The 26,138-nt window shown below is 69.9% G+C and carries 22 protein-coding genes; 16 read left to right on the top strand and 6 right to left on the bottom strand.

All coding sequences use genetic code 11. The features are described 5' to 3' along the window. The first annotated feature begins 10 nt into the window (after positions 1-10). On the top strand, positions 11-916 hold the full coding sequence (locus tag RS82_RS07015; protein ID WP_045297885.1) for a tyrosine recombinase XerC: 906 nt from the start codon (positions 11-13) through the stop codon (positions 914-916). 7 nt (positions 917-923) lie between these two features. Here the strand turns inward: RS82_RS07015 and RS82_RS07010 are convergent, their stop codons facing one another. Beyond that, on the bottom strand, positions 924-1,508 hold the full coding sequence (locus tag RS82_RS07010) for a murein hydrolase activator EnvC family protein (protein WP_052676737.1): 585 nt from the start codon (positions 1,506-1,508) through the stop codon (positions 924-926). Between the two features lie 335 nt (positions 1,509-1,843). Between RS82_RS07010 and rpsB the strand changes: the two genes are divergently transcribed. The 9 genes from rpsB to RS82_RS06965 all read left to right on the top strand — a co-directional run bounded on the left by rpsB (position 1,844) and on the right by RS82_RS06965 (position 8,546). After that, on the top strand, positions 1,844-2,758 hold the full coding sequence (gene rpsB, locus RS82_RS07005; protein ID WP_045297884.1) for a 30S ribosomal protein S2: 915 nt from the start codon (positions 1,844-1,846) through the stop codon (positions 2,756-2,758). Between the two features lie 102 nt (positions 2,759-2,860). Beyond that, positions 2,861-3,688: a translation elongation factor Ts gene (tsf, locus tag RS82_RS07000; protein WP_045297883.1), complete on the top strand. Its 828-nt coding sequence runs from the start codon at positions 2,861-2,863 to the stop codon at positions 3,686-3,688. An 84-nt stretch (positions 3,689-3,772) separates the two neighbouring features. Next, positions 3,773-4,492 carry a UMP kinase gene (gene pyrH, locus RS82_RS06995; protein ID WP_045297882.1) on the top strand — a complete coding sequence of 240 codons (720 nt, stop codon included), beginning with the start codon at positions 3,773-3,775 and terminating at the stop codon, positions 4,490-4,492. A 52-nt stretch (positions 4,493-4,544) separates the two neighbouring features. After that, on the top strand, positions 4,545-5,099 hold the full coding sequence (gene frr, locus RS82_RS06990) for a ribosome recycling factor (RefSeq protein ID WP_045297881.1): 555 nt from the start codon (positions 4,545-4,547) through the stop codon (positions 5,097-5,099). Between the two features lie 9 nt (positions 5,100-5,108). Further along, complete coding sequence (locus tag RS82_RS06985; RefSeq protein WP_045297880.1) at positions 5,109-6,152, top strand: phosphatidate cytidylyltransferase; 1,044 nt, start codon at positions 5,109-5,111, stop codon at positions 6,150-6,152. After that, a complete protein-coding gene (locus RS82_RS06980) occupies positions 6,149-6,712 on the top strand; it encodes a DivIVA domain-containing protein (protein ID WP_045297879.1) in 564 nt (187 codons plus the stop codon). The genes RS82_RS06985 and RS82_RS06980 overlap by 4 nt, the downstream gene beginning before the upstream one ends. Before the next feature lie 57 nt (positions 6,713-6,769). After that, the gene (locus RS82_RS06975; RefSeq protein ID WP_045297878.1) at positions 6,770-7,531 is read left to right on the top strand and encodes an aggregation-promoting factor C-terminal-like domain-containing protein; all 762 of its coding nucleotides are present in this window, start codon (positions 6,770-6,772) and stop codon (positions 7,529-7,531) included. A gap of 3 nt (positions 7,532-7,534) precedes the next feature. Then, the gene (locus RS82_RS06970) at positions 7,535-7,819 is read left to right on the top strand and encodes a hypothetical protein (protein ID WP_045297877.1); all 285 of its coding nucleotides are present in this window, start codon (positions 7,535-7,537) and stop codon (positions 7,817-7,819) included. Position 7,820: 1 nt separating this feature from the next. Continuing rightward, entirely contained in the window at positions 7,821-8,546 is a 726-nt protein-coding gene (locus RS82_RS06965; RefSeq protein ID WP_045297876.1) for an alpha/beta hydrolase, read from the top strand. Between the two features lie 3 nt (positions 8,547-8,549). Here RS82_RS06965 and RS82_RS06960 read toward each other — a convergent pair whose 3' ends face one another. Continuing rightward, positions 8,550-9,617, bottom strand: a complete 1,068-nt coding sequence (locus RS82_RS06960) for an AI-2E family transporter (RefSeq protein ID WP_045297875.1) — start codon at positions 9,615-9,617, stop codon at positions 8,550-8,552. Between the two features lie 176 nt (positions 9,618-9,793). On the opposite strand from RS82_RS06960, the gene RS82_RS06955 reads away from it, so the two are divergent. Both RS82_RS06955 and RS82_RS06950 read left to right on the top strand, forming a co-directional pair. After that, entirely contained in the window at positions 9,794-11,659 is a 1,866-nt protein-coding gene (locus tag RS82_RS06955) for a DUF8094 domain-containing protein (protein ID WP_045297998.1), read from the top strand. Beyond that, positions 11,659-12,603 (top strand): tetratricopeptide repeat protein, encoded by a 945-nt coding sequence (locus tag RS82_RS06950; RefSeq protein ID WP_045297874.1) that lies wholly within the window; start codon positions 11,659-11,661, stop codon positions 12,601-12,603. The genes RS82_RS06955 and RS82_RS06950 overlap by 1 nt, the downstream gene beginning before the upstream one ends. An 88-nt stretch (positions 12,604-12,691) precedes the next feature. On the opposite strand, the gene glgB is transcribed toward RS82_RS06950, so the two are convergent. The 3 genes from glgB to glgX all read right to left on the bottom strand — a co-directional run bounded on the left by glgB (position 12,692) and on the right by glgX (position 19,111). Next, positions 12,692-14,869 carry a 1,4-alpha-glucan branching protein GlgB gene (gene glgB, locus RS82_RS06945; protein ID WP_045297873.1) on the bottom strand — a complete coding sequence of 726 codons (2,178 nt, stop codon included), beginning with the start codon at positions 14,867-14,869 and terminating at the stop codon, positions 12,692-12,694. Next, positions 14,866-16,839 (bottom strand): maltotransferase domain-containing protein, encoded by a 1,974-nt coding sequence (locus tag RS82_RS06940; RefSeq protein WP_045297997.1) that lies wholly within the window; start codon positions 16,837-16,839, stop codon positions 14,866-14,868. The genes glgB and RS82_RS06940 overlap by 4 nt, the downstream gene beginning before the upstream one ends. Before the next feature lie 187 nt (positions 16,840-17,026). Then, positions 17,027-19,111, bottom strand: a complete 2,085-nt coding sequence (gene glgX / locus RS82_RS06935; protein WP_157005454.1) for a glycogen debranching protein GlgX — start codon at positions 19,109-19,111, stop codon at positions 17,027-17,029. A 124-nt stretch (positions 19,112-19,235) separates the two neighbouring features. Here glgX and RS82_RS06930 point away from each other — a divergent pair, with 124 nt between their 5' ends. The 4 genes from RS82_RS06930 (at position 19,236) to RS82_RS06915 (ending at position 24,344) form a co-directional block, all read left to right on the top strand. After that, positions 19,236-20,420, top strand: coding sequence for a cysteine desulfurase family protein (locus tag RS82_RS06930; protein ID WP_045297996.1), 1,185 nt, complete (start codon positions 19,236-19,238; stop codon positions 20,418-20,420). A gap of 9 nt (positions 20,421-20,429) precedes the next feature. After that, on the top strand, positions 20,430-21,527 hold the full coding sequence (gene mnmA, locus RS82_RS06925; protein WP_084695506.1) for a tRNA 2-thiouridine(34) synthase MnmA: 1,098 nt from the start codon (positions 20,430-20,432) through the stop codon (positions 21,525-21,527). 269 nt (positions 21,528-21,796) lie between these two features. Next, positions 21,797-23,983, top strand: coding sequence for an NAD-dependent DNA ligase LigA (gene ligA / locus RS82_RS06920; RefSeq protein WP_425411880.1), 2,187 nt, complete (start codon positions 21,797-21,799; stop codon positions 23,981-23,983). A gap of 52 nt (positions 23,984-24,035) precedes the next feature. Continuing rightward, positions 24,036-24,344 carry a YciI family protein gene (locus RS82_RS06915; RefSeq protein WP_211255880.1) on the top strand — a complete coding sequence of 103 codons (309 nt, stop codon included), beginning with the start codon at positions 24,036-24,038 and terminating at the stop codon, positions 24,342-24,344. Positions 24,345-24,348: 4 nt separating this feature from the next. Here RS82_RS06915 and RS82_RS06910 read toward each other — a convergent pair whose 3' ends face one another. Further along, positions 24,349-26,049: a long-chain-fatty-acid--CoA ligase gene (locus tag RS82_RS06910; RefSeq protein ID WP_045297870.1), complete on the bottom strand. Its 1,701-nt coding sequence runs from the start codon at positions 26,047-26,049 to the stop codon at positions 24,349-24,351. Between the last annotated feature and the right edge of the window lie 89 nt (positions 26,050-26,138).

Genomic DNA, 26,138 nt, shown 5'->3' with positions numbered 1-26,138 from the left:
AGCTGGAGGCATGGACATCCACGAGGGAGCCGCGGTCTACCTGCGCCACCTTGCGGACGTGCGCCGCCTGTCTCCCGCGACGGTGCGGGCCTACCGCTCCGACCTCGAGGGACTTGCCGCCGCCTGCGGAGACATCGAACTCGCCGCGGTCGATCTCGAGAACCTCCGCGACTGGCTGTGGCACGCCGTCCAGCGCGGCGACAGCCGCGCCACGATAGCGCGGCGAACCGCGGCGGTCCGGGGCCTCTTCGCCTGGGCGACCGAGTCGGGCGCGATCCCGTCCGACCCGAGCCTTCGCCTGGTCGCCCCGAAGCGGGGCAAGACACTTCCCAGAGTCGCGACAGCCGACACCCTGAGCGGGGTGCTGGATCGACTGGCATCGGCCGCGGTGGAGGGCGATCCGATCGCGCTGCGCGATCACGCCATTGTCGAGCTGCTGTACGCAGCTGCGATGCGCGTCTCCGAACTCTGCGGGCTCGACGTCGACGACCTCGATCGCGACCGACGCACCGCTCGCGTCCTCGGGAAGGGGTCGAAGGAGAGGATCGTGCCATTCGGGTGGCCGGCGCTGCGGGCTGTCGACGCCTACATCGTGCGCGGTCGGCCGTCCCTCCTCGCCAGACGCGCGGACGACGCGCCCTGCCCGGCCCTGTTCCTCGGCGCGCGGGGCGGACGGATCGGCGCGCGCGCGGTGTACGACCTCGTGTCGCGCGAACTCGGACCCGAGCTCGGGGCACAGGTCGGACCGCACGCGCTACGTCACTCGGCCGCGACCCACCTCCTCGACGGTGGCGCAGACCTCCGCGCCGTCCAGGAGATGCTGGGCCATGCGAGCCTCGGGACCACGCAGATCTACACGCACGTCTCCAGCGAGAGGCTGGCGGCCTCCTACCGCCTCGCGCACCCGCGGGCCTGAAGACCGGCTAGCAGCAGGGCAGGAGCACCGCCCGCGGCACCCCGCCCAGGAGCACGAGCGGGTTGATGTAGACGCCGTCGAGCCGCACGCCGAGATGCACGGCGCCGGGCTCGGCGTGCCCTCCGACCGAGATCGTGCCCAGTGGAATGGAACTTTCAACCCGCGTCCCGGCCGCGAGCCCGGGGTCGACCGGCTCGAATGTCGACACCAGGCCGTCGCCATGATCCACAGTGATCACCCCGCGCCCTGCGACCTGCCCGGAGAACGCGACCACGCCGGGTGCCGGGGCGCGCACCACGCCGTCGCCCGCGGGCAGCAGGTCGATTCCCCGATGGCCCGGACCGTACTCGTGCGGCGGTGCGACGAAGGGGCGCACCAGCCGGAACGGGTGCACCGGCCAGGTCCAGTCCCGCGTGAGCGTCACCGTTCCGCCGTCGACGACCGGCAGGTGCTCGGGCTCCGCGACGACGGTGGCAGGCGCTGCAGAGGTGGGCGCGACCGCGAGAAGGACACTGAGGGTGATCGCGCCGAGGGCGCGGCGGCGCGACCCGCGACGGGATCCGCCTTTGCGGGTGAGAACGGGCCGCGTCACGATCCCACCGTGTCCCTCCTGGCGAATCCGCGGATCGGTGGCACCGACACCTGTGGAGAAGGCTCGCGTTCGGTCGCCGGGGGAGGAGGAGCCGCCCGGCCGCTCCTGATACACTGGGTGCGCACTCCGCATGCCGGGGTGACTCCGCGTGCCCATAGCGCCGCTAGCCCCGAGTCTGACGAAGGGCGCGGCGCGGCATCCATCCCCAACGGTCCTTGCGGACGCTTGCGAGCGAGCGCGAGGCGGGAATGAGCCGGGCACCAGGCCACGCCGGCCACGAGCCGGCGCGAGAACAACCGCAACAGGCGCGCACGCGCCGGAACAGGAGAACGGCCATGGCCGTCGTCACCATTCGCCAGCTGCTCGACAGCGGCGTCCACTTCGGACACCAGACCCGCCGGTGGAACCCGAAGGTCAAGCGCTTCATCCTCACGGAGCGCTCGGGCATCCACATCATCGACCTCCAGCAGTCGCTCACGTACATCGACAAGGCGTACGAGTTCGTCAAGGAGACCGTCGCGCACGGCGGCACCATCCTCTTCGTCGGCACCAAGAAGCAGGCGCAGGAAGTCATCGCCGAGCAGGCGACCCGCGTGGGCCAGCCCTACGTCAACCAGCGCTGGCTGGGCGGTCTGCTCACCAACTTCTCGACCGTGTCCAAGCGCCTCGCGCGTATGAAGGAGCTCGAGGAGCTCGACTTCGAGGACCCGGCTGCGAGCGGCTTCACCAAGAAGGAGCTCCTGCTGAAGAAGCGCGAGCTCGACAAGCTGCACAAGTCGCTCGGCGGCATCCGCAACCTCCAGAAGACCCCCTCGGCCATCTGGGTCGTCGACGCCAAGCGCGAGCACCTCGCGATCGACGAGGCGTCCAAGCTCGGCATCCCGGTGATCGGCATCCTCGACACCAACGCCGACCCGGACGAGTTCCAGTACCCGATCCCCGGCAACGACGACGCGATCCGCTCGGTGGGCCTGCTCACGCGCATCATCGCCGACGCGGCCGCCGAGGGCCTGATCCAGCGCCACCAGCCCACCGACGAGACCGCTGACGCGGAGCCCCTCGCCGATTGGGAGCGCGAGCTGCTCGAGCAGGGCGCGCCGGTCGTGACCGATGTCGCCGAGGTCGAGACCGCCGCGACCGAGTCGGCCGCCGACGAGGCAGGCGCCGAGGCCGCGGAGGCTGTCGAAGCCGCCGAGGCCGCTGACGCCCCCGAGGCCGCTGAGGCCGCTGAGGCGACCGAAGCCGAGTAAGGCTCACACACACTCCGCCCCGGCGGGATCGCCCTGATCGAACGGTCCGGACGGTCCCGCCGAGGCATCCACAGAACTCACCAATTCAAGGAGCCGCCACCCATGGCAAACTTCACGATCGCCGACATCAAGACGCTACGCGAGCAGCTCGGCACGGGCATGGTCGACACCAAGAAGGCGCTCGAGGAGGCCGACGGCGACCTCGAGAAGGCCGTCGAGATCCTCCGCCTCAAGGGCGCGAAGGGCAACGCCAAGCGCGCCGACCGCTCCACGAGCGAGGGGCTGGTCGCGGCCAAGGAGGTCGACGGTCAGGTCACGATCATCGAGCTCAACACCGAGACCGACTTCGTCGCGAAGAACGACCGCTTCATCGCCCTTGCGGAGAAGGTTCTCGACGCCGCGGCCGCCGCGCACGCAGACTCGGCCGAGGCTGCCCTCGCCGCGCCCGCCGGCAGCCAGACGGTCGCCGAGCTCATCTCGGACGAGGCCGCGATCATCGGCGAGAAGGTCGAACTGCGTCGCGTGAGCACGCTCTCGGGCGACAAGTTCGAGATCTACCTCCACAAGACCAGCAAGGACCTGCCGCCGCAGGTCGGCGTCGTCCTCGCCTACTCGGGCGACGACGCCGAGACGGCTCGCAGCCTCGCCCAGCACATCTCGTTCGCGAACCCGTCGTACCTGTCGCGCGACGAGGTCCCCGAGGCCGAGGTCGAGAAGGAGCGCGAGATCGTCACCGAGATCTCCCGCAACGAGGGCAAGCCGGAGGCCGCCCTCCCGAAGATCGTCGAGGGCCGCGTGAACGCGTTCTTCAAGCAGGTCTCGCTGCTCGACCAGGACTACGCGAAGGACAACAAGCAGTCGGTCGCGCAGGTCGCGAAGGACGCCGGTCTGACCCTGACGGGCTTTGCCCGCTACAAGGTCGGAGCCTGACCTTCTGAGAAGGCCCGCATCGGCAAGCCGATGCGGGCCTTTTCTCATGCCCTTCGGTAGTTTGTCGTAGACGAGAGGACCACAGTGATCAACGAGAACACCGGGCGCCGCCGCGTCCTTCTGAAGCTGTCCGGCGAAGCGTTCGGCGGAGGCCAGCTGGGTGTGAACCCCGACGTGGTCAGCCAGATAGCCCAGGAGATCGCGGCCGCCGTCGACCGCGTCGAGATCGCGATCGTGGTCGGCGGCGGCAACTTCTTCCGCGGCGCCGAACTCAGCCAGCGCGGCATGGACCGTGGCCGCGCCGACTACATGGGCATGCTGGGCACAGTCATGAACGCCCTCGCCCTGCAGGACTTCCTCGAGCAGGCGGGCGCCGCGACGCGCGTGCAGTCCGCGATCTCGATGACGCAGGTCGCCGAGCCCTACATCCCGCGTCGCGCGGAGCGGCACATGGAGAAGGGTCGCGTGGTCATCTTCGGCGCCGGCGCCGGTCTGCCGTACTTCTCCACCGACACGGTCGCCGCCCAGCGTGCTCTCGAGATCGACGCGCAAGAGGTGCTCGTCGCGAAGAACGGCGTCGACGGCGTGTACACCGCTGACCCGAAGAAGGATGCCTCGGCCACCCTGATCGATCGCATCACGTATCTCGACGCGCTGCAGCGCGGTCTCAAGGTCGTCGACTCGACCGCGTTCAGCCTCTGCATGGACAACCGCATGGACATGCGCGTGTTCGGCATGGAGCCCGCGGGCAACGTGACGAAGGCCCTGCTGGGCGACACCATCGGCACGCTGGTCACGGCGTGATCCGCCCCGCGTCGATAGACTTGACCAGCCCCATCTACGCGAAGGAGACACTGTGATCGCGGACGTCTTGGCCGATGCCGGAGTGCGCATGGACCGCGCCGTCGAGGCAGCGAAGGAGGACTTCGCCACGGTGCGCACCGGACGCGCGAACCCGCAGCTGTTCCAGAAGGTCCTCGTCGACTACTACGGCAGCCCGACGCCGCTCGCGCAGCTCGCGTCGATCAACAATCCCGAGGCGCGCACGCTCCTCATCACGCCTTACGACAAGTCGGCGCTGAAGGCGATCGAACAGGCGATCCGCGACATCCCGAACCTCGGCGTGAACCCGACGAACGACGGAAACCTCGTGCGCGTCACGATGCCCGAGCTCACCGAGGAACGCCGCAAGGAGTACGTGAAGCTCACGCGCACCAAGGGCGAGGACGCGAAGGTGCACGTGCGCGGCATCCGCCGCAAGGCGAAGGACGACATCGACGCGCTGAAGGGCGAGGTCGGCGAGGACGAGCTCGCTCGCGGCGAGAAGGAGCTCGACGCGCTCACGCGCGCGCACGTCGACGCCATCGACGAGGCGCTCAAGCGCAAAGAGGCCGAGCTCCTCGAGGTCTGAGGTCCGCCGATGACCGACGCATCCGACCCGCCGCGGAGCGACCAGCCCGCCTCACCGCAGACGCGGCGCGAGGCCGGCGAGGCACGCCGTGCCGCCGAGACCCCTGACACGGGCCCCGCACTGCAGTCTCACCTGCGTGCGGCGCGCAGCGAGTTGGAGGGCCACGTCGCACAGGCGCGGGCCGACTTCGAGGAGGCGAACGAGCGCATCAAGGAGCGGACGGGACGCGACCTGATCGTCGCGATCCTCATCGGCCTCGCGATCGGGCTCGTCCTGCTCGGGTCGCTGCTGTTCGTCAAATGGGCGTTCGTGCCGTTCGCCCTGGCGGCGGCGCTGCTCGCGCTCTTCGAGTTCTCCCGGGCTCTCATCGCGAGCGGTCGCCGGGTCGATCTGATCCCGCAGCTCATCGCGGGTGCGGTGGTCGTGCTGTCGGCGTTCTTCGTCGACTCGTGGCTGCACTGGGTGCTGCTGTTCGTCGCACTGGCGTTCGTCGTGGTGTGGCGACTGGTCGGCCAGATGGCGTCGCACGACGGCCGCGCGTACGGTCTGGTGCTGGGGGACGTGCTCATCGCGACGTTCCTCCAGCTCTACGTCGCCTTCCTCGGAAGCCTCACGCTCGTGCTGCTGTCGAAGGACGGCGGCGAGTGGTGGGTCCTGTCGTTCATCATCGTCGCCGTCGCCGTCGATACCGGCGCGTACGCCGCGGGGATCACGATGGGCAGACACCCCATGGCCCCGCGCATCAGCCCGAAGAAGACGTGGGAGGGCTTCGCGGGTGCTGCTGCGGCCGCGATCCTCGCCGGCGTGCTCGTCGGGCTCTTCATGCTCGGCCTCGAGTGGTGGATGGGCGCCGTGTTCGGCATCCTCATCCTCGCCACGGCGACGGTCGGCGACCTGGGAGAATCGATGATCAAGCGCGATCTCGGGATCAAGGACATGAGCTCCTGGCTCCCGGGTCACGGCGGCGTCCTGGATCGCCTCGACTCCATCCTGCTGTCGGTCGTCGCGGCGCTGACCCTCTACTATCTCTTCACTCCGATGGTGGCATCATGACGGCATCCGAGACGACCGCCCGGACGTCCTTCCCCGAGGCCCGAGGACGCGAGAAGGGCTACGACAAGCAGCCTGTCGACGAGTTCCTCGCCCGGGCACGCGCGTCGTTCGAGCGCGGCACCGACGCACTCACCTCCGCCGACATCCGTCAGGTCGCGTTCCCACTGGTGCGCCACGGCTACGCGATCGCATCGGTGGACGCCGCACTCGGGCGAATCGAGGATGCCTTCGCCGCCCGCGAGCGCTCGTCGGCCGTCGCGGCCAAGGGCGCCAGGGAGTGGGTCGGCCACACTCGCGAGCTCGCCCAGGAGGTGCTGGACCGCCTCTCCCGGCCGGTCAAGCGCCGCTTCGATCGCGTGTCGCCGCTGCGCTACGGCTACCGCATCGCGGAGGTCGACCTCGTCACAGACAAACTCGCGCGGTTCCTCGAAACGGGGGACTCCGTCACTGTCGAACAGGTGCGCTCGGTCGCGTTCCGCATGCAGCGCGGGGGCTACCGTGAGACCCAGGTCGACGCTGTCCTCGATGCCGTCGTCGAGGTGATGCTCGCCGTCAAGTGAGACGCGCGGGTGCGCGGATGGCACCTCGTCGTGCCGGTATGCGAGAATCGGGACACTGTGACTTCTGGAAACGAGCTGTACCCGACCAGACGCGCCCGACGTCACGAGGTGGCGGCCCGGTCTGCGCGGCCGGTCGCGGTGTCAGGATCCAGTCTGTCGGCGCCGTCTTCGCCGCCCCGCAAGACCGCTCCGCGCTGGTCGCGGCGCCGTGGTGTCGTCGGCGCGTTCGCCGCCTTCGCTGTTCTGGGTTTCGTCGTCGCGTACATCGGGCCGACCGGGCTCGCGCTGGCGCAGGCGAGCGCGGACGACGAGTCGCAGGTCTCGCTCTACGCCAGCGGGCTCGATGACGTCCAGTCCCGCGTCGGCGACGAGGCTGCGGCCGATGCGGAGCCCGCGGCGCTCGACCGCGGCAACTACACGGTTTACGTGAAGCCGAAGCCCACGCCGACCGTCCAGGCGTCGACCTCCACGTCGTCGTCATCCGGCGGATGGCGTCCACCGTTCGTCACGCCCGATCCGGGCAGCGCGCAGGCCATCGCCTACGACATGGTGCTGGCTCGGGGCTGGGGCGACGACCAGTTCGCCTGCCTCGTCGCTCTCTGGAAGAAGGAGTCCGGCTGGCGCGTGAACGCGTACAACGCCGGCAGCGGCGCTTACGGCATCCCGCAGGCGCTTCCAGGCAGCAAGATGGCCAGCGCCGGCGCCGACTGGGAGACGAACCCCGCGACGCAGATCGCGTGGGGTCTCGGCTACATCGGCGGCCGCTACGGCTCGCCGTGCGGCGCGTGGGATCACTCGCAGCGCACAGGCTGGTACTGAGCCGTGCCGCGCTCAAACCGCCGCCGACACGATTCGAGCGGCGACGACTCGTTCGAGCGCCTGCTCGCAGGCTGGAAGCGCACCGAGATGCGCCGTGGTGTCGAGTGGACGGTGCAGCCGGTCTCTCCTGCGCAGGCGCAGAAGCCTTACACGTGCCCCGGGTGCGGTCGTCAGATCGACGTGGGCGTCGCGCACCTGGTGGCGTGGCGCGCAGATGGCGTGATGGGCGACGCCGCTGACCTCGCCGCGCGGCGGCACTGGCATCAGCACTGCTGGAAGGTGGCCTGACATGGAGATCCGCGGACCGATGCTGCTGCCGGCGCGCCGCGAGGACATCGAGCTCGAGACGCTCGACGGGCTGACCCTCGTCGGTGAACTGGCCCTCCCCGAGACCCGAGACCCAGTCGCGACGCTCGTGACACTGCATCCGCTTCCGACGGCCGGCGGCTTCATGGACTCGCACATCCTGCGCAAGGCCGCCGGGCGCCTGCCCGCCCTCGCCGATCTTGCGGTCCTGAGGTTCAACACCCGCGGCACGACCTCGCCGCGGGGCACCAGTGACGGCTCGTTCGACGGCGGTCGGGCGGAGGCGTTCGACGTCGCCGCGGCGATGGACTTCGTGCGCGAGCGCGGCCTCCCTCGACCGTGGCTCGTGGGCTGGTCCTTCGGCACCGAGCTCGCCCTCAAGTACGGTCGCGACCACGCCGTGGAAGGCGCCGTGCTGCTGTCGCCGCCGTTGCACCGTGCGACCGATGAAGAGGTCGCGGCGTGGGCGGGCGACGAGCGCCGCCTGATCGTGCTCGTCCCCGAGTTCGACGACTACCTTCGACCGGATGCCGCGACCCAGCGCTTCGCGAGCGTCCCGGAGGCCGTGCTGATCCCGGTCGAGGGCGGCAAGCACCTGTGGGTGGGGGAGAACCAGACCCGCCGCGTGCTCACCGAGATCGTCGCGGCGGTCAACCCCGACGCCCTGCCGCTGCCGCTCGAATGGCACGGCCCTGCCGCGGACGGCTGAGCGTCAGCGCTCGTTCTGACGCGGGATCACGACCTGCCGGTAGATGATCAGGATGCTGGCGGCCACGGGGATCGCGACGAGTGCGCCGAGCAGGCCCAGCAGTGATCCGCCGGCGAGGGCGGCGATCACGACGACCGCGCCCGGCACCGCCACCGCGCGTCCCATGATGCGCGGAGAGATCACGTACGCCTCGATCTGCATGTAGATCAGGTAGTAGATCGCGGCGATCAAGGCTGTCGTGGGGGAGCCCACCACCAGGCACGTGAACACGATGATGATCGAGCCGGTGAGCGTTCCCACGAGGGGAATGAGCGAGAAGAAGAACGCGATGACTGCGAGAACGGCAGGAAAGGGCGCCTTGATGATCGTGAGGAAGATGGCGCTGAGCACGCCGTTGATCAGGCCGAGCGAGAACTGCCCGATGACGTAGTAGCCGACCGAGTCGGTGATCTGCTCGCCGAGGTCCATGAAGCGGGCACGCTTGGAGGCGGGGACGAGCTGGTAGACGGCCCGCTTCAGACTCGGGGTCGACGCCGTGAAGTAGATCGTGAGGATGAGAACGATGAACGCGCCGGCGAACCCGGCGATGATCGCTCCCATGATGGTGATGATGCTTCCGCCCACCTCGGAGCCGATCGCGCCCACATCGAGCGACGCATACCAGTCCTCGATGTAGCCCCACACCTCATCGACGTTCAAAGCAGGGAAGACCGCGTGCAGCCAGTCCTGGATTGCGCCGACGGGGTCGTCGAACGTGCCCTTCTCGGCCAGATCCTGAATCGTCGTGACCAGCTGACCGATCTGCTGGACGATGATCGGGACCACCATGAGGATGATGCCCGCGAACGCGGCGAGGACGCCGAGGATCGTGATGAGCACGGCGGCCCAGCGCGGCAGCTTACGGCGTTCGAGCCAGGCCACGATCGGATCCAGGCCCAGCGACAGGAAGAGTGCCGTGCCGACATAGAGCAGGATCGTCTGGAGGTTCTGGATGCTTCCGATGAGCAGCAGCCCGAGGCCGACTCCCAACGTCGCGAGCAGCGCCGTGCGGAACGGGTTGTGCAGCTTCATCGGGTCCCCCTCAGATCGACATGGCGTCGATTCGTCTGTCCGCCCAGGATACGCATCAGTGACGTTCAGCCCCGGGAATGCCGCCTCCCACGCGCCTCACAGGTCGTGTTCGCTAGTCTGAACTGTCGAATCGAAGGGTTGCGCCGTGTCCGCGCGCCCCGGGAAAGGTGTTCTTCGTGCGTTTCGTGTGGGCCGTGGCGGCGTTCGTGCTCGCCACCGTGATGATCGGTGCGGGCATCGCCCAGCGGACGATCTTCCAGGGACCCAAGACCGAGACCACGGCGATCTCGGTCGAGGAGAAGACTCCGTATCTCCTCATCGACGGCGCCGTGCTCAACCAGATGCCCGGCACGCAGACCCTGCGCGCCCAGGCCGAGGGCGACATCTTCGCCTCCTACGGCCGCACAGCGGACATGGAGGCATGGCTCTCCGACTCGACGTATACGCACGTCACGCTCGACGACGAGGGCGGTCTCGAGACAGCGGTGGTCGAGCCCGAGGTCGACGCGACCGTGGATCCCACCGCGGAAGCACCTGCCGAGGATGCCGCAGCAGATGACGCCGCTGCCGACGACACGACGAGCGGGGACGCCACGGCTGAGACGGCCGGTCGCAGCCCCGTCGGATCGGACCTCTGGCTCGACGAGTACCAGCAGACCGACCTCCTGATCGCGCCGCTGCAGCTGCCCGAGAGCATGAGCGTGCTCGTCGCCGCGGACGGAACCGCTCCCGCGCCGAGCAGGGTGACGGTCTCCTGGCCGCTGCAGACGTCGACGCCCTGGGCGGGGCCGCTCATCGTCGGCGGCGGCATCCTGATGGCCGTCGGCGTGTTCCTGTACATCCTGGGCATCCGTCACGCGCGCCGCAAGCGCGGGCCGCGACGCAAGGGTCTGCCGCTGCCTGTCACCGAGCCCATCGACATCGCGATCGATCACGACGACAAGGGCGTGATCAGCAGCGCGAAGCCGACGCGCCGTGCCGTCTCGAGCGGCGGGCGACGGGCGTTCGCGGTGCTGCCGGTGGTGGCTGTGTCGGCGCTGCTGTTCTCCGGCTGCTCGGCCGACGCGTGGCCGCAGCTCGGCTCGTCGCCCACTCCGTCGCCCACCGCGACCGTCATCGCCCCTGACGGCCAGCAGGCACCGGCCGTCACGAAGGCCCAGGCCGAGCGCATCCTCACCCGCATCGCCGCCACGGTTGCCGACGCCGACGCGGCGATGGACGGCGACCTCGCCGACACGCGCCTCGAGGGAGCGGCACTCGCGGCGCGTGACACCAACTACAAGCTGCGCGCTGCCCTCGGCGACTACCCGGCGCCGGCTCCGATCCTCGCCAAGCCGCTCGAGATCATCCTGCCGCAGGCCTATGACGGCTGGCCGCGCTCGGTCATCGCCGTCGCGGACGACGACGAATCCAAGACGTCGAGCATCATGGTGCTCACGCAGCAGGATCAGTGGGCGGACTACAAGCTGTCGTATGTCGGAAGCCTCGAGGCATCGACATCGCTTCCCGATCTGGCGCCCGCCTACATCGGCGCACCCCAGGTCGAGCCGGACTCACCGTTCCTCCTGCTGCCGCCCGACGAGATCGCCGCCGCCTACGCCGACATCATCACCAACGGCGAGTCGAGCCAGTACTACGACCTCTTCGAGGCCGATGGCGATCAGCTCCGAGCCAGCATCGCGGCGGACCGTCAGCGGCGGCTCGAGGAGTTCAACAAGACCGCGTCGTCGACCGGAAACCTGGAGTTCAGCTCCGCAGCCGGGGTGCAGGCGCCGTTCGCCCTGCAGACGGTCGAGAGCGGTGCGATCGTCGCGGTGAACATCAACGAGATCGACACCGTGAAGCCGACCAACGCGGACGCCGTGATCAAGGTCAACGACAACCGGACGGTCAAGACGCTCGCCGGTGTCGACCAGTCGCAGACCGGATTCGCCACGACCTTCAGCGACCAGGTGTTCTTCTACGTGCCCGGTCCCGGGTCGAATGAGAAGATCCGACTCCTCGGTTACTCGTCCGACATCCTCGATGCGAAGATTCTGTAGTGACCGATCCCACTCTGGGCGCCTCGCTGCGCGGCGCCGTCGACCTGTCCTCCCTCCGCAACCGTCCGGCGCCCGCCGCGCCCGGTGAGGAGGCTCCGGCCGGCGCCGGCGCCGGCGTCGCGGTTCCCTCGCTCGTGCTGGACGTCACCGACGAGACGTTCCCGCAGGTGCTCGAGCTGTCGCGCACCGTCCCCGTGGTCGTCGACCTCTGGGCCGAGTGGTGCGGACCCTGCAAGCAGCTGAGCCCGATCCTCGAGAAGGTCGTGGTCGAGCTCGGCGGCCGCGTCGTGCTGGCCAAGGTCGATGTCGACGCCAACCCTCAGCTGTCGCAGGCGTTCCGCGCGCAGTCGATCCCGATGGTCGTCGCCCTGGTCGCCGGCCAGCCGGTGCCGATGTTCACGGGCGCCGTGCCCGAGCAGCAGGTGCGCGAGGTGTTCGCTCAGCTCCTTCAGCTCGCCGCCCAGAACGGCGTGACCGGAGCCGCGACCGTCGACGGGGATGCCCCCCAGGAAGCCCCCGCTGAACCGCCGCTTCCTCCGCTGCACGCCGAGGCGTTCGCGGCCATCGAGGAGGGCGACTACTCCCGTGCGATCGCCGCGTACGAGCGGGCACTCGTCGAGAACCCCCGGGACGCCGAGGCGCGCGCCGGCCTCGGCCAGGTGCGCCTGCTCGACCGGGTGCAGGGTGTCGATCTGCAGGCCGCCCGTGCGGCCGCGGCATCCGCTCCTCAGGACGTGGCCGCGCAGTTCACGGTCGCCGATCTCGACCTCGCCGGCGGGCACGTCGAAGACGCCTACGGGCGCCTGCTGGATCTGTTCGCCCAGCTTCCGGCTGATGAGCGCACCCCTGTGCGCGAGCGGCTGCTCGAGCTGTTCGCGCTCGTCGGTGACGCCGACCCGCGCGTCATCGCCGCACGCGGCCGCCTCGCGTCGCTGCTGTTCTGAGCGATCCGCGCACCTGACGGGGGAATCCGCTTCGCGGACGAGGGCCCCGGATGCTGCATCCGGGGCCGTCGTCCGCGTCCGAGGATTCTCAGCCCTGCGTCGGCGAGGGGATGTGTGCGTCCGTCCGGTGGCGCAGCCACAGGACGGCGAGGGGCGGCAATACGAGGGACGCGCGCCCGCCCGCACCTGCGTGGACCACGCCGAGGTTGCCGACGCCCGACCCGCCGTACAGCTGCGCATCGGTGTTGAGGATCTCGTCCCACACCCCGGTCTCGGGCAGGTCGAGCTCGTACGAGGAGATCGGGTTCCCGGAGAAGTTCGCCGCGACGACGATCGTGTTGCCGTGCCAGTCTCTGCGGGCGAAAGCGATCACGTTCGGGTTCCACTTCGGGGCGCCCAGCCGGGTGAACGCCGCGCCGTCGCTGTCGCGTGCCCAGAGCGCGGACTCCTCGCGGTAGACCCGGTTGAGCGCCCCCACGAACTGCTGAAGCTGGGCGTGCGTGGGCTGATCGAGCAGCCACCAGTCGAGCGACCGGCCTTCGGACCACTCCGAGAGCTGGCCGAACTCCTGTCCCATGAACAGCAGCTGCTTGCCGGGGTGCCCCCACATGTAGGCGAGGAAGGCGCGCATGTTCGCGAGCTTCTGCCAATGGTCGCCGGGCATCCGCGAGAAGAGGCTGCCCTTGCCGTGCACGACCTCGTCGTGGCTGATGGGGAGCATGTAGTTCTCGCTGAACGCGTACACGAACGAGAACGACAGCTCGCCTTCGTGGTGAGACCGGTAGATCGGGTCGCGCTTGATGTACTGGAGCGAGTCGTTCATCCAGCCCATGTTCCATTTGAACCCGAAACCGAGTCCGGCCCGGCTGGTGGGCGCTGTGACCCCGGGGAAGCTCGTCGACTCCTCGGCGATCATCGCGATGCCGGGATACCGCTTGTACGCCGTGGCGTTGACCTCCTGCAGGAAGCGGATCGCCTCGAGGTTCTCACGGCCGCCGTGCACGTTCGGCACCCACTCGCCTTCCTCGCGCGAGTAGTCGAGGTACAGCATCGAGGCCACGGCGTCCACGCGCAGCCCGTCGACGTGGAACTCCTCGAACCAGTACAGCGCGTTCGCGACCAGGAAGTTACGCACCTCGTTGCGACCGTAGTCGAAGATGTACGTACCCCAGTCGCGGTGCTCACCCCGCCGCGGGTCGGCGTGCTCGTACAGCGGCTCGCCGTCGAAGCGGGCCAGGGCGAAGGAATCCTTCGGGAAGTGGCCAGGCACCCAGTCCATGATCACGCCGATGCCGGCTTGGTGCAGTCGGTCGATGAGATAGCGGAGGTCATCCGGGTGCCCGAACCGACTGGTCGGGGCGTAGTACCCGGTCACCTGGTAGCCCCACGACCCCCCGAACGGGTGCTCGGCGAGCGGAAGGAACTCGACATGGGTGAAGCCCTGCGCGCTCACGTAGTCGATGATCTGGTCGGCGGCGTCGCGGTACGACAGCCCCTGACGCCACGAGCCGAGATGGAGCTCGTACACCGCCATCGGCCGCGACACCGGGGTCGATGTGGCGCGCTCGGCCAGCCAGGCGGCGTCGCCCCACGAGTAGGAGGACTGGACGACGACGGATGCGGTGGCCGGCGGCACCTCGGCGAACCGGGCCATCGGGTCGGCCTTGAGCACCCATTCGCCGTTGCGCGCGCGCAGTTCGAACTTGTAGGCAGAGCCCTGGCCGACGGCGGGGATGAACAGCTCCCACACGCCGCTGGCGCCCATCGAGCGCATCGCGTGCCCCTGGCCGTCCCAGCCGTTGAAGTCGCCCACCACGCGCACCGCTCGCGCGTTGGGCGCCCACACGGTGAAGGCGGTGCCCAGCGAGCCGTCGTGCTCGCGCTCGTGGGCGCCGAGCACGCGCCACAGCTCCTCGTGGCGTCCCTCGCCGATGAGGTGGAGGTCGAGCTCGCCGATCGTGGGGGAGTGACGGTACGGGTCGTCGGCGGTGAAGTCGGGACCGTCGGGGTAGGTGGTCAGCAGCTCGTACCGGCTCGGCGAACCCGCGCGCGTGCCCTCCCAGATCCCAGCGTGCACGTGCTCGAGCGGCACCCGAGTGCCATCGGCGAACACCGCGGTGACGCTGCGGGCCAATGGCCGGCGGGCGCGCACGATCCAGGTCGCGGTGCCCTCGGCATCCGTGTCGGGATGGATGCCGAGCACCGCGTGGGGATCGTGGTGCGAGCCCGTCGCGACAGCATCGAGGATCTGGTCGGTGGGCGTCATCGGGGCTCCTTCACGTGGAGGATGTGGACCGGTTCGGTGAACGCGTCGAGCATCACGTAGTTGTGATCCGACCACGTCCATCGGCCGCCGGTCACGAGGTCCTCGACCTCGTACGGCGTACCGGGCTCGACGCCCCACACTCGGGTGTCGAGGTGGACCATCGTCTGACGCACCGAGTGGGGATCGGTGTTGACGACCACGATGATCGTGTCGCTGCGTCCGTCAGGTGACAGCGCAGCGTCGATGTGCTTGGCGTAGACGAGGATCGCGTCGTCGTCGCTCCAGTGGACGCTGAGGTTGCGGAGCTGCCGCAGCGCCGGGTGCGCGCGCCGGATCTCGTTGAGGCGCGTCAGGAACGGAGCGAGGGAGTCGCCCCGCTCGATCGCGCCGGCCCAGTCCCGGAACTTGTACTCGTACTTCTCGTTGTCGATGTTCTCTTCGGACCCCGGGCGAGCGACGTTCTCGTAGAGCTCGTAGCCCGCATAGACGCCGTAACTGGGAGCGGCGGTCGCCGCGATGGCGGCTCGGATGCGATACGCCGCCCTTCCGCCGAACTGCAGGTACTCCGTGAGGATGTCGGGGGTATTGACGAAGAGGTTCGGGCGGAGGAAGGCGGAGGTGTCGTGCGCGAGTCCCGACAGGAACTCCTCGAGCTCCGCCTTGGTGTTGCGCCAGGTGAAATACGTGTAGCTCTGCTGGAAGCCGGCGGACGCGAGGCTCTGCAGGGGAGCGGGTCGCGTGAACGCCTCGGCGAGGAAGACCACGTCGGGCTCGTCGGCGCTGACCGTCGCGATCAGCCATTCCCAGAACTGCAGCGGCTTGGTGTGCGGGTTGTCGACTCGGAAAATGCGCACGCCCTGGGCGATCCAGTGACGCACGACCCTCAGCACTTCGGCGCGGATCCCTGCCGGATCGTTGTCGAAGTTGACCGGGTAGATGTCCTGGTACTTCTTGGGCGGGTTCTCGGCGTAGGCGATCGTGCCGTCGGGGAGTGTCGTGAACCACTCCGGGTGCTCGGCGACCCAGGGGTGGTCGGGCGCGGCCTGCAGCGCGAGGTCGAGCGCGATCTCGATGCCCGCGTCGCGCGCTTGGCGCACGAAGGATCGGAAGTCCGCGAGTGAGCCGAGGTCGGGGTGGACCGTGTCGTGGCCGCCCGCCGCCGAGCCGATCGCCCACGGCGAGCCGGGGTCGCCCGGACCCGCGTCGAGCGTGTTGTTCGGCCCCTTGCGGTTGAGCGTGCCGATCGGATGGATCGGCGGCAGATAGAGCACGTCGAAGCCCATGTCGGCGACGGCTGGGAGACGCTTGGCCGCCGTGCGGAAAGTGCCGCTCTTGATCGTGCCGTCCTTGAGGCGACGGGCCCCTTCTGACCTGGGGAAGAACTCGTACCAGGCACCGACACCGGCGCGCTCGCGCTCGACGAGCAGCTCGAGATCGTCGCCGATGGTCACGAGGGACATCACCGGCCGGTCGTGGAAGTACCGTGCGATCGCAGGGTCCTCGACGATCGAAAGCGCCCCGGCATCGTCGAGCTGGGCGTTGCGCAGGGACGCCGCCGCGTCGGCGAGGGCCCGGCGTTCCGCCGCAGGGCGGCCTCTCTCGGCGCCGGCCTGCTCGAACAGGCGAGCGCCCATCTCGCGCATGAGCGGGGCATCCACACCCGCCGCGATCTTGAGCGATGCGGCGTGCTCCCACGTGGCGAAGTCGTCGCCGAACGACTCGAACCGGAAGCGCCAGATGCCCTGCTCGAGCAGCGCCACCTCGGTTCGCCACCGGTCGAAGCCGTCCTCGAGCGGCTCGAGGCGATGCAGCGATTCGTCGCCCGAGGGCGAGAACAGCCGCACCTGCACGCCGATGCGGTCATGTCCCTCGCGGAAGGACGTCACCCCGAACGGCACGACCTCGCCGGCGAACGCCGTGGGCTTGTAATCGCCCCACGGGACCGCCGGTGTCGGCTGGGCGAGAGGAATGCGCCGCGCTGCGGTATCGCGTTCCGCCTGCCAGGCGCGGGTCTTGCGGACAGGGAGTGCCGAGTCGCTCCGCCACGGGCGGGAGCGCACGGAGCGCGTCTTCGTGACCACGAGTCGAACCTATCGCGCGCCCGACCGGGATGACAGCGACGTGACGCGGGGCCGCGATCTCCCCGGCGGTTCGGAGCTACTCGGCACGGAAGAGACGCATCGACGTGCCGGCGAGCGAGACGGTGTCGCCGGGCGCGTAGGTCTCGCCGCTCTCCGACGGCGTCTCGTCGGCGCTCGACCACAGCGAGACGTAGCGGGTCACGTCCTCCACGTCGGGAAGCGTGACGTCGATCGCCCGCTCGGTGCCGTGGATCATGAGCAGCACACGGTTGAATCCCTCGAACTCGGGCGTCGACGCGGCGACGTACTGCAGCGTGCGGTGCGAGGGATCGGTCCATCGCTCGATCGACATCGTCTCGCCGCGCTCGTCGTACCACTCCATGACGGACGCCGACGGCGTTCGTTCGCCGAGCCGCGCGAAGCGGCTGGGCCGCAGCGCCGGGTTCTCGCGACGCATGCGGAGCAGGTGGCGCACGTGCGCATACAGGTCCTGCTGCCACGGCGCGTGTTCCCACGACAGCCAGGTCAGCACCGAGTCGTGGCAGTAGGCGTTGTTGTTGCCGCGCTGGGTGCGGGCGAACTCGTCGCCGGCGGTCAGCATCGGCACGCCGGCCGACAGCAGCAGGGTCCCCAGGAGGTTGCGCATGGCCTTGCGCCTCGTCGCGAGGATGCGCTCGTCGTCGGTCGGTCCCTCCGCGCCGTGATTGAAGGAGCGATTCGTGTCGGCTCCGTCGCGGTTCTGCTCGCCGTTGCCGAGGTTGTGCTTGACGTCGTAGGACACGAGGTCGCGCAGCGTGAAGCCGTCGTGGGCCGTCACGAAGTTGATGCCGGCGAGCGGACCGCGGACGTCCGCGAAGGTGTTCGCGGATCCGGCGAGCCGGTTCGCGAACCCGCCGATGCCGACCGGGGAGGTCGAGGCGCGGCGCGCGTAGTCGACGTCGCTCAGCCAGAAGTTGCGGACGCGGTCGCGGTAGCGGTCGTTCCACTCGCTCCAGCCGTCGCCGAAGTTGCCGGTCTGCCAGCCGCCCATGCCGACGTCCCACGGCTCGGCGATCATCTTGACGCCGGCGAGCGCGGGGTCGTCGAGGATGGCCCGCAGCAGCGGGTGCTGCGGCGTGAACACGTGCCCCGCGTCCCGTCCGAGCGTCGCGGCGAGGTCGAACCGGAAGCCGTCGATCTGCACGTCGTTCGCCCAGTAGCGCAGGGAGTCCAGCACCAGGCGGGCCGCGGCATCCGTCGACGTGTTCACCGAATTGCCGCAGCCGGTGACGTCGATGTAGGCGCCGTCCTCCTGCTGGCGGTAGTAGGCGCGGTTGTCGATGCCGCGCAGACTCGAGCGCGGACCGCCGATGCCCTCCTCGGCCGTGTGGTTGTAGACGACGTCGAGGATCACCTCGAGTCCCGCCTCGTGCAGCAGCTTCACCATGCCCTTGAACTCGCGGAGGATGGCCTCGGGGCCCTGTCGACACGCGTCCTCGGTGGCGTAGGCGGCGTGCGGGGTGAAGAAGTTCAGCGAGTTGTAACCCCAGTAGTTCGTGAGTCCGTGCTGGAGCAGCCGCGGTTCGGTCGTGAACGCGTGGATCGGCAGCAGCTCGATGCTGGTGACGCCGAGATCGAGGAGATGCTGCACCATGGCCGGGTGGGCGAGCCCGGCATATGTGCCGCGGAGTGCGCCGGGGACGTCGGGATGCCGCTTCGAGAGGCCCTTCAGATGACCCTCGTACAGCACCGTGCGGTCCATCGGGATCGCCGGCTTGGCGACGCCGCCCCAGTCGAACGATCCGTCGACGACCTCGGAGCGCCAGCCGTCGTACCCGGTGCGGACGAGGCCGCGGGAGTAGGGCTCGAGCAGCAGCGTGCCGCGGTTGAAGGTGTTGCCCGGCGCCTGCGGCCCGTCGACGCGGATCGCGTAGCGCGTGCCGGGGCGAAGGAGCGGCGTCGTGATCTCCCATAAGCCCCCGCCGATCGCGACGAGGGGCTCGGTCGCGGTGATCCAGTCGAGGTCGGTGTCGTCGAAGACGACGAGGTCGATCGCGTCCGCCGCGTCGGACCACACGCGCAGGCGTGCGTGTCCATCGAGCAGCACGACGCCCAGTCCGTCGAGGCGGGGATCGAGCAGATCCGCGTCAGGGGGCGAGATCACGGAGACCGGGCTGATCATGCGGACTACCATAACCATGGTCCGAGTCGGCGGTGTTACGGCACCGGGTCCCACCGGACAGGGAACTCGGATGCAGCAGCCCGCCGCCTCCGATCGCGAAGGAGGCCGACCGGTCATGAGCGACGTGCGGATCTATCTGGATCACGCCGCGACCGCGCCGCTGCGACCGGAGGCGCGAGACGCCTGGGTCGACGCCGCGGCGACGGTGGGCAACGCCTCGTCCATCCACGGCGCGGGCCAGCACGCGCGACGCGTGCTCGAGGAGGCGCGCGAGCGTGTCGCCGCGGTGGTGGGTGCCGACCCGATCGAGATCGTCTTCACCTCGGGCGGCACCGAGGCTGTCAACCTCGCGGTGAAGGGCCTGTGGTGGGCGCGCCGAACGGACGCCGACGCCGTGGTGCTGCCGGACGGCGAGCATCACGCGACGCTGGACGCGGTCGAATGGCTCGAGGCGCAGGGCGCGCTCCTGCGCCATGTCGGCATCGACGACACCGCTCGCATCCGGGTAGACGAGTTCGCCACGGCGCTGCACGGGGCGGCGCTGGCCACCGCGCTCGTCGCGAACAACGAGACCGGCACGGTGAACGATGCGGCCGCGCTGTCGGCCGCGGCGGCCGGGGCGGGCGTGCCGCTGCACCTGGACGCGGTGGCGGCGTTCGGTCACGTGCCGGTGTCGTTTCGGAGGTGGCGGGGCGATGGCGAGGGCCGCGCCGGTCTCGCAGCGATGAGCGTCTCGGCGCACAAGATCGGCGGGCCGGCCGGCGTCGGCGCACTCGTCGTGGCGCGCGGCGCAGAAGTCACCGCTCTCCTGCACGGCGGAGGCCAGCAGCGGCGGCTGCGCGCCGGCACGCAGGACGTGCCCGGCGCGGCGGCCTTCGCGGTCGCCGCCGAACTGGCGGAGTCGGAACGCGTGTCCGAGGCGGAACGGCTCTCGGCCCTGCGGGAGCGCCTGGTGCGCAGCATCCGGAGCACCATCCCCGATGCCGAGCTGCTCGGAGACCCGATCGACCGCGTGCCCGGCAACGCGCACCTGCTCTTCCCGGGGGCGTCGGGCGAGACGCTGCTCTTCCTGCTCGACATGGCGGGCGTCGAGGTCTCCACGGGCTCGGCGTGCCAGGCGGGCGTGCCCGAGCCGTCGCATGTCGTGCTCGCGATGGGACGGACCGAGGCCGAGGCCCGCCAGGTGCTGCGGATCACGCTGGGGCGCACCACCGCCGACTCCGATGTCGACGCCGTGCTCGCGGTGCTGCCCGACGTCGTCGAGCGCGCGAGGGCGGCATCCGGGCCACGGTCAGGCAGAGGTTCGTAGACTGGACCCATGCGGATCCTTGCGGCCATGAGCGGCGGAGTGGACTCCGCCGTCGCGGCCGCCCGGGCCGTCGAGGCGGGCCACGAGGTCGTCGGCGTGCACCTGGCGCTCTCGCGCGCGGGCGGCACGCTGCGTACCGGCAGCCGCGGCTGCTGCACCATCGAGGACGCCATGGACGCGCGCCGGGCGGCCGACCGCCTCGGCATCCCCTTCTACGTGTGGGACTTCTCCGAGCGTTTCCGCGACGACGTCATCGACGACTTCGTGGCCGAGTACCGCGCCGGTCGCACCCCGAACCCCTGCATGCGGTGCAACGAGAAGATCAAGTTCGCCGCGCTCCTGGAGCGCGCGATCGAGCTCGGCTTCGACGCGGTGTGCACGGGGCATTACGCCACGCTGGTCGACGGTCCGCAGGGTCTCGAACTGCACCGGGCATCGGATGCCGCGAAGGACCAGTCCTATGTGCTGGGCGTCCTGAACGCCGAGCAGCTCGCGCACACGCACTTCCCGCTCGGTGCGACACCGTCGAAGGCGCTCGTGCGCGCCGAGGCCGAGCAGCGCGGCCTGACCGTCGCGCACAAGCCCGACAGCCACGACATCTGCTTCATCCCCGACGGCGACACCCGCGGCTGGCTCGCCGAGAAGGTCGGCGCCGAGCGCGGTGACATCGTCGACCGAACCGGCGCCGTGGTGGGCGCGCACGACGGCGCGCATGCCTTCACCGTCGGCCAGCGCCGCGGCCTTCAGCTCGGGGTTCCGGCGCCCGACGGCAAGCCGCGGTTCGTGCTCGAGGTGCGGCCCGTGTCCAACACCGTGGTCGTGGGCCCCAAGGAGGCGCTCGCCACCGCGCAGATCGCGGGGGAGCGGTATTCGTGGGCCGGGCGTCCTCAACCCGCCGGCGAGTTCGCCTGCCACGTGCAGATCCGCGCCCACGCGGACCCCGTGTCGGCGACCGCGACCCTCGCAGACGGCCTGCTGACGGTGGTTCCGGAGGAGCCGTTCGACGGTGTCGCGCCGGGCCAGACGGCCGTGCTGTACGACGGCACGCGCGTGATCGGGCAGTTCACGATCGATCGCACCGTCTCGGCCGTTGCGGTCGACGCCTAGATCCGAGACGGATGCTGCGCCCCTCGGTTCTGCGGACTCCTCGGCTCCCTGGTGGTGTCCGACCCCGCTCCTAGACTGGTGCGGTGACGGATGACCTCGGTACGCCAGCCTCCGCCCCGCTCGATGCGGCGGCTCCCCTCCCCGCCGACGCCGGTCTCGAGGCCTCGCGCACCGAGGCGCTGGAGCTGACGGACCGCATCATCGATGCCCGCGACGCGTACTACGGCCGCAACGCCGAACTCGTCGACGACGCGACCTACGACGGGTGGATGCGCCGGCTCGAAGAGCTCGAGCGGCTGCATCCCGAACTCCAGGGCCAGGACTCGCCGACGCAGACGGTCGGCGCGGCCGAGAGCTCGATGTTCGCCCCGGTCGAGCACGCTGAGCGCATGCTGAGCCTCGACAACGTGTTCAGTCTCGACGAGCTGCGGGACTGGTGCGTCAAGACCGAGACGGCGGCCGGCCGCAAGGTGCGGTGGCTCACCGAGCTCAAGATCGACGGACTCGCGATCAGCCTGCGCTACGAGCGGGGCGTGCTGACCTCGGCCGCGACGCGCGGCGACGGCCGCACCGGCGAGGACGTCACCGTCAACGCGATCCGCGTGGCGGGGATCCCGCAGCGACTCGAGGGCAGCGGGCACCCCGACCTGGTCGAGGTGCGTGGTGAGGTGTTCATCCCGGTCGCGGCGTTCGAAGCGCTGAACGCGCTGCAGGCCGACATGCGCGACCGCGCCGTCGAAGAGACGCGCGCCCGCGGCCGTGCGTTCGATGAGGCCAAGGCTCGCCTGAGCGCGGAGCGGCGGTTCCCGTCGTTCGCCAACCCGCGGAACGCGGCATCGGGCGGCCTCCGTCAGCAGCTCGACAAGAAGGACGGCCTGGAGCGCGAGGCCGGGCAGGCTCGGCTGGATTCGCTGCGACTCTTCGTCCACGGCATCGGCGCGTGGAGTCGCCCACCGGTGGATTCGCAGAGCGAGACGTACGGACTCCTCGCCGAGTGGGGTCTTCCGACCAGTCCGTACTTCCGCACGTCCGACGCCATCGACGGCGTGGTGGACTTCGTCGGGCACTACGGCGAGCACCGCCATGATGTCGAGCACGAGATCGACGGCGTCGTCGTCAAGGTCGACGAGCTCGCGCTGCACGACGAGCTCGGCGCGACCAGCCGCGCGCCGAGGTGGGCGATCGCATACAAGTACCCGCCCGAGCAGGTCAACACGAAGCTGCTCGACATCGTCGTCTCGGTGGGTCGCACGGGTCGCGCCACGCCGTTCGCCGTGATGGCTCCTGCGCGCGTCGCGGGGTCGGTGGTACGTCAGGCCACGCTGCACAACCAGGACGTCGTGCGCGCGAAGGGTGTGCTGATCGGCGACACGGTCGTGCTGCGCAAGGCCGGCGATGTGATCCCCGAGATCCTCGGTCCCGTGGTCGAGCTCCGCGACGGCACCGAGCGCGAGTTCATCATGCCCGCCGACTGCCCGGAGTGCGGCTTCCCGCTCGCGCCGGCGAAGGAGGGGGACATCGACCTGCGCTGCCCCAACACGCGGGCGTGCCCCGCGCAGGTGCGCGGTCGCGTCGAGCACATCGGCTCGCGCGGTGCGCTCGACATCGAGGCGCTGGGCGAGGTGACCGCGGCTGCGCTCACGCAGCCGTCGGTGCCCGAGGTGCCGCCTCTCGAGACCGAGGCGACGCTCTTCGAGCTCACTGTGGAGCAGCTGGTGCCGATCGAGGTGGTCGTGCGCGACGCCGAGACCGGTGAGCCTCGTGTCGACGAGAGATCCGGTGAGGTCGTTCGGCGGGCGCCGTTCCGGCGCAACCCCACACCCGCCGAGAAGAAGGCAGGCATCACCGACCTGCAGCCATCGGCGCAGGCGCTCACGCTGATCGATCAGCTGGAGCGCGCGAAGTCCAAAGAGCTGTGGCGCTTCCTGGTGGCTCTCAACATCCGCCACGTCGGGCCGGTGGCGGCGCGAGCGCTGGCTCAGTGGTTCGGCTCGGTCGCGGCGATCCGTGAGGCATCCCGCGACGACCTCGCCGCGGTCGAGGGCGTCGGCGGGATCATCGCCGATTCGCTCCGGGAGTGGTTCGAGGTGGACTGGCACCGCGACATCGTCGAGCGGTGGGCTGCGGCAGGCGCTCAGCTCGCGACGCCCGGCCACCCCGGCCCGGGAGCGGCGGTCAGCATCGGGGGAGTGCTGGACGGGCTCACGGTCGTCGCGACCGGCTCCCTCGAGGGCTACAGCCGTGAGGGGGCGCAGGAAGCCATCCTCAAGGCCGGCGGCAAGGCGGCCTCGAGCGTGTCGAAGAAGACAGACTTCGTCGCGGCCGGACCGGGTGCCGGCTCGAAGCTCGCGAAGGCGGAGGAGCTCGGCATCCGAATCCTCGATGCCGCGCAATTCCACATCCTCGTGACGCGAGGACCCCAGGCGCTCGACGCCCTGGTTCCCGACGCGGGCTGACTTCGCCCCTCCGAACGATGCGTCGGCGGGCGTCGGCTGGGATGATGACCGCGTGGCGCAGTGGCTCTATCGCATCGTCCCCTCACGGTCCGAGATGGTCGCTGACGCGACGCCCGAGGAGCAGCGCATCGTGGGTGAGCATTTCGCATACCTGGTCGAGCTTCGTGACCGCGGGGTCCTCGTCCTGGCGGGGCGGACGCAGGAGACCGAGGGCACATTCGGCATCACGATCTTCGAAGCCGACGACGAGCCCGCGGCGCGTGCGGTCATGAACGCCGACCCCGCGGTGGCGGCCGGCGTCTTCGTCGCGTCCCTGCATCCCTATCGGATCGCGGTCGCGCGCGACGGGCTCGCGGGCTGAGCCGTCAGGATCCCGTGTTCAGCGCGAGCAGGCGGTCGCGCACCTGACGGCGCAGCACTTTGCCGATCAGGGACTTGGGCAGCTCGTCCACAACGTAGACGCGTCGCGGCACCTTGTAGGGCGTGAGGATGCCCCGCGCGAAGTCGCGCACGGCTTCGACGTCGATCTCCTGGCCCCCAGCGACCACGATCGCGGCGACGACCTCCTCGCCGGAGTGCTCGCTCGGGAGTCCGACGACGGCCGCGTCCTCGACCTGAGGGTGCTGGCGGAGCGCATTCTCGACCTCGGTCGGCGCGACGTTGAAGCCTCCCGTGATGATCAGCTCCTTGATCCGGTCGACGATGCGCACGAACCCGGCGTCGTCGATCGTGACGATGTCGCCGGTTCGGAACCAGCCGTCCGTGAACACCGCCTCGGTCTCCTCGGGCTTGCCGTAGTAGCCGGCGAACACCTGCGGGCCCCGCACGATCAGCTCGCCGCGTTCGCCGGCGGGAACATCCTGGGTCGGGTCGTCGGGGTCGACGACGCGGCACTCGGTGCCCGGCAGGGGCAGGCCGACCGTGCCGGGCACCCTGTTGTCAGCGACCGGGTTGGCCATCAGCACCGGCGAGCACTCGCTCAGACCGTAGCCCTCGACAAGGAATCCTCCGGACGCGGCCTCGAACGGCACGACGAGCTCGTGGGGGAGAGCCATGGCGCCCGAGATCGCGACTTCGGTTCCGGCGAGCGAGACGCCCTTCTCACGCGCGGCCTCGAGGAGGCGATCGGCGATCGGCGGGACGAGCGGGAGGAACGTGGCGGGATGCTTCTTCGTGACGTCGAGTACCATGTCGGGGTCGAAGCGGGGGAAGAGGACCAGACGAGCGCCCATCGACATCGCGAACGTCAGGCACAGGGTGAGCCCGTAGGCGTGGAACATCGGCAGCACGGCGTAGACGACGCATCCGTCTCCACGCACGATAGACGGCACCCACGCGCGTGCCTGCGCCGCGTTCGAGAGCAGGTTTCGATGCGTGAGCGAGGCGCCCTTCGGGGTGCCGGTGGTGCCGCTCGTGTACTGGATCAGCGCGAGGTCGTCGGTGCCGGGGCGCGGGTGGGATGCCGGCAGCGGGGACGATCCGACGACCTGTTCCCACGCCACCGTTCCAGAGACCCTCTCGGTCAGCGCCTCGCGCGCTTCGCGGGCCTTCGCGATGGGGAGCTTGAGGGCCAGGCGCGTTCCGAACGGCATCGCCTTGATCACGTCGACCGAGATGAGGTTCGTCACCGCGAGGTCGGCGGGGAAGTCCTGCACGGTCGCGACGACCTTTGTCCACACGATCGCGTGCTTCGCGCCATGGTCCTCGAACTGCTTGCGGAGCTCGCGCGGCGTGTAGAGCGGATTGTGCTCGATCACGACCGCGCCCAGGCGCAGGATCGCGTAGAACGCGACGATGTGCTGCGGACAGTTCGGCAGCACGATCGCGACCGGGTCGCCGGCCTTCACCCCGAGGTCGCGGAGTCCCGCGGCCGCACGTTCGATCTGCTCCTGCAGCGAGCGATACGACGTCTCGCGTCCGAAGAACTGGAGGGCCGCAGCATCCGGGTAGTCGCGTGCCGACGCATCGACGATGTCGACAAGGGAGCCGGTCACGGGTGCGAGGTCCTCCGGAACCCCTTCGGCGTAGCTGGCGATCCAGGGGCGCGGCGGGTCGTAGGTCGTCACGGGCACAGCCTACGCCGGGGACGCCCGGGGTCATGGGCGCGTGCCCCGGTGGTCGGGGCCCGCGGGGCGGGCCCCCGAATGGGCGAGGG

This window comes from Microbacterium trichothecenolyticum (assembly GCF_000956465.1).
Lineage (GTDB): Bacteria > Actinomycetota > Actinomycetes > Actinomycetales > Microbacteriaceae > Microbacterium > Microbacterium trichothecenolyticum.
The sequence above is the reverse complement of the archived record's forward strand: the minus strand, read 5'-3'. Positions and strand labels throughout refer to the sequence as shown.

Excerpts from the sequence above, each read along its gene's own strand:
- RS82_RS07015 (WP_045297885.1), top strand. The coding sequence starts at position 11 with ATGGACATCCACGAGGGAGCCGCGGTCTACCTGCGCCACCTTGCGGAC.
- rpsB (WP_045297884.1), top strand. The coding sequence starts at position 1,844 with ATGGCCGTCGTCACCATTCGCCAGCTGCTCGACAGCGGCGTCCACTTC.
- tsf (WP_045297883.1), top strand. The coding sequence starts at position 2,861 with ATGGCAAACTTCACGATCGCCGACATCAAGACGCTACGCGAGCAGCTC.
- RS82_RS06985 (WP_045297880.1), top strand. The coding sequence starts at position 5,109 with ATGACCGACGCATCCGACCCGCCGCGGAGCGACCAGCCCGCCTCACCG.
- RS82_RS06980 (WP_045297879.1), top strand. The coding sequence starts at position 6,149 with ATGACGGCATCCGAGACGACCGCCCGGACGTCCTTCCCCGAGGCCCGA.
- RS82_RS06965 (WP_045297876.1), top strand. The coding sequence starts at position 7,821 with ATGGAGATCCGCGGACCGATGCTGCTGCCGGCGCGCCGCGAGGACATC.
- RS82_RS06960 (WP_045297875.1), bottom strand. The coding sequence starts at position 9,617 with ATGAAGCTGCACAACCCGTTCCGCACGGCGCTGCTCGCGACGTTGGGA.
- glgB (WP_045297873.1), bottom strand. The coding sequence starts at position 14,869 with ATGACGCCCACCGACCAGATCCTCGATGCTGTCGCGACGGGCTCGCAC.
- glgX (WP_157005454.1), bottom strand. The coding sequence starts at position 19,111 with ATGATCAGCCCGGTCTCCGTGATCTCGCCCCCTGACGCGGATCTGCTC.
- mnmA (WP_084695506.1), top strand. The coding sequence starts at position 20,430 with ATGCGGATCCTTGCGGCCATGAGCGGCGGAGTGGACTCCGCCGTCGCG.
- ligA (WP_425411880.1), top strand. The coding sequence starts at position 21,797 with ATGCGCCGGCTCGAAGAGCTCGAGCGGCTGCATCCCGAACTCCAGGGC.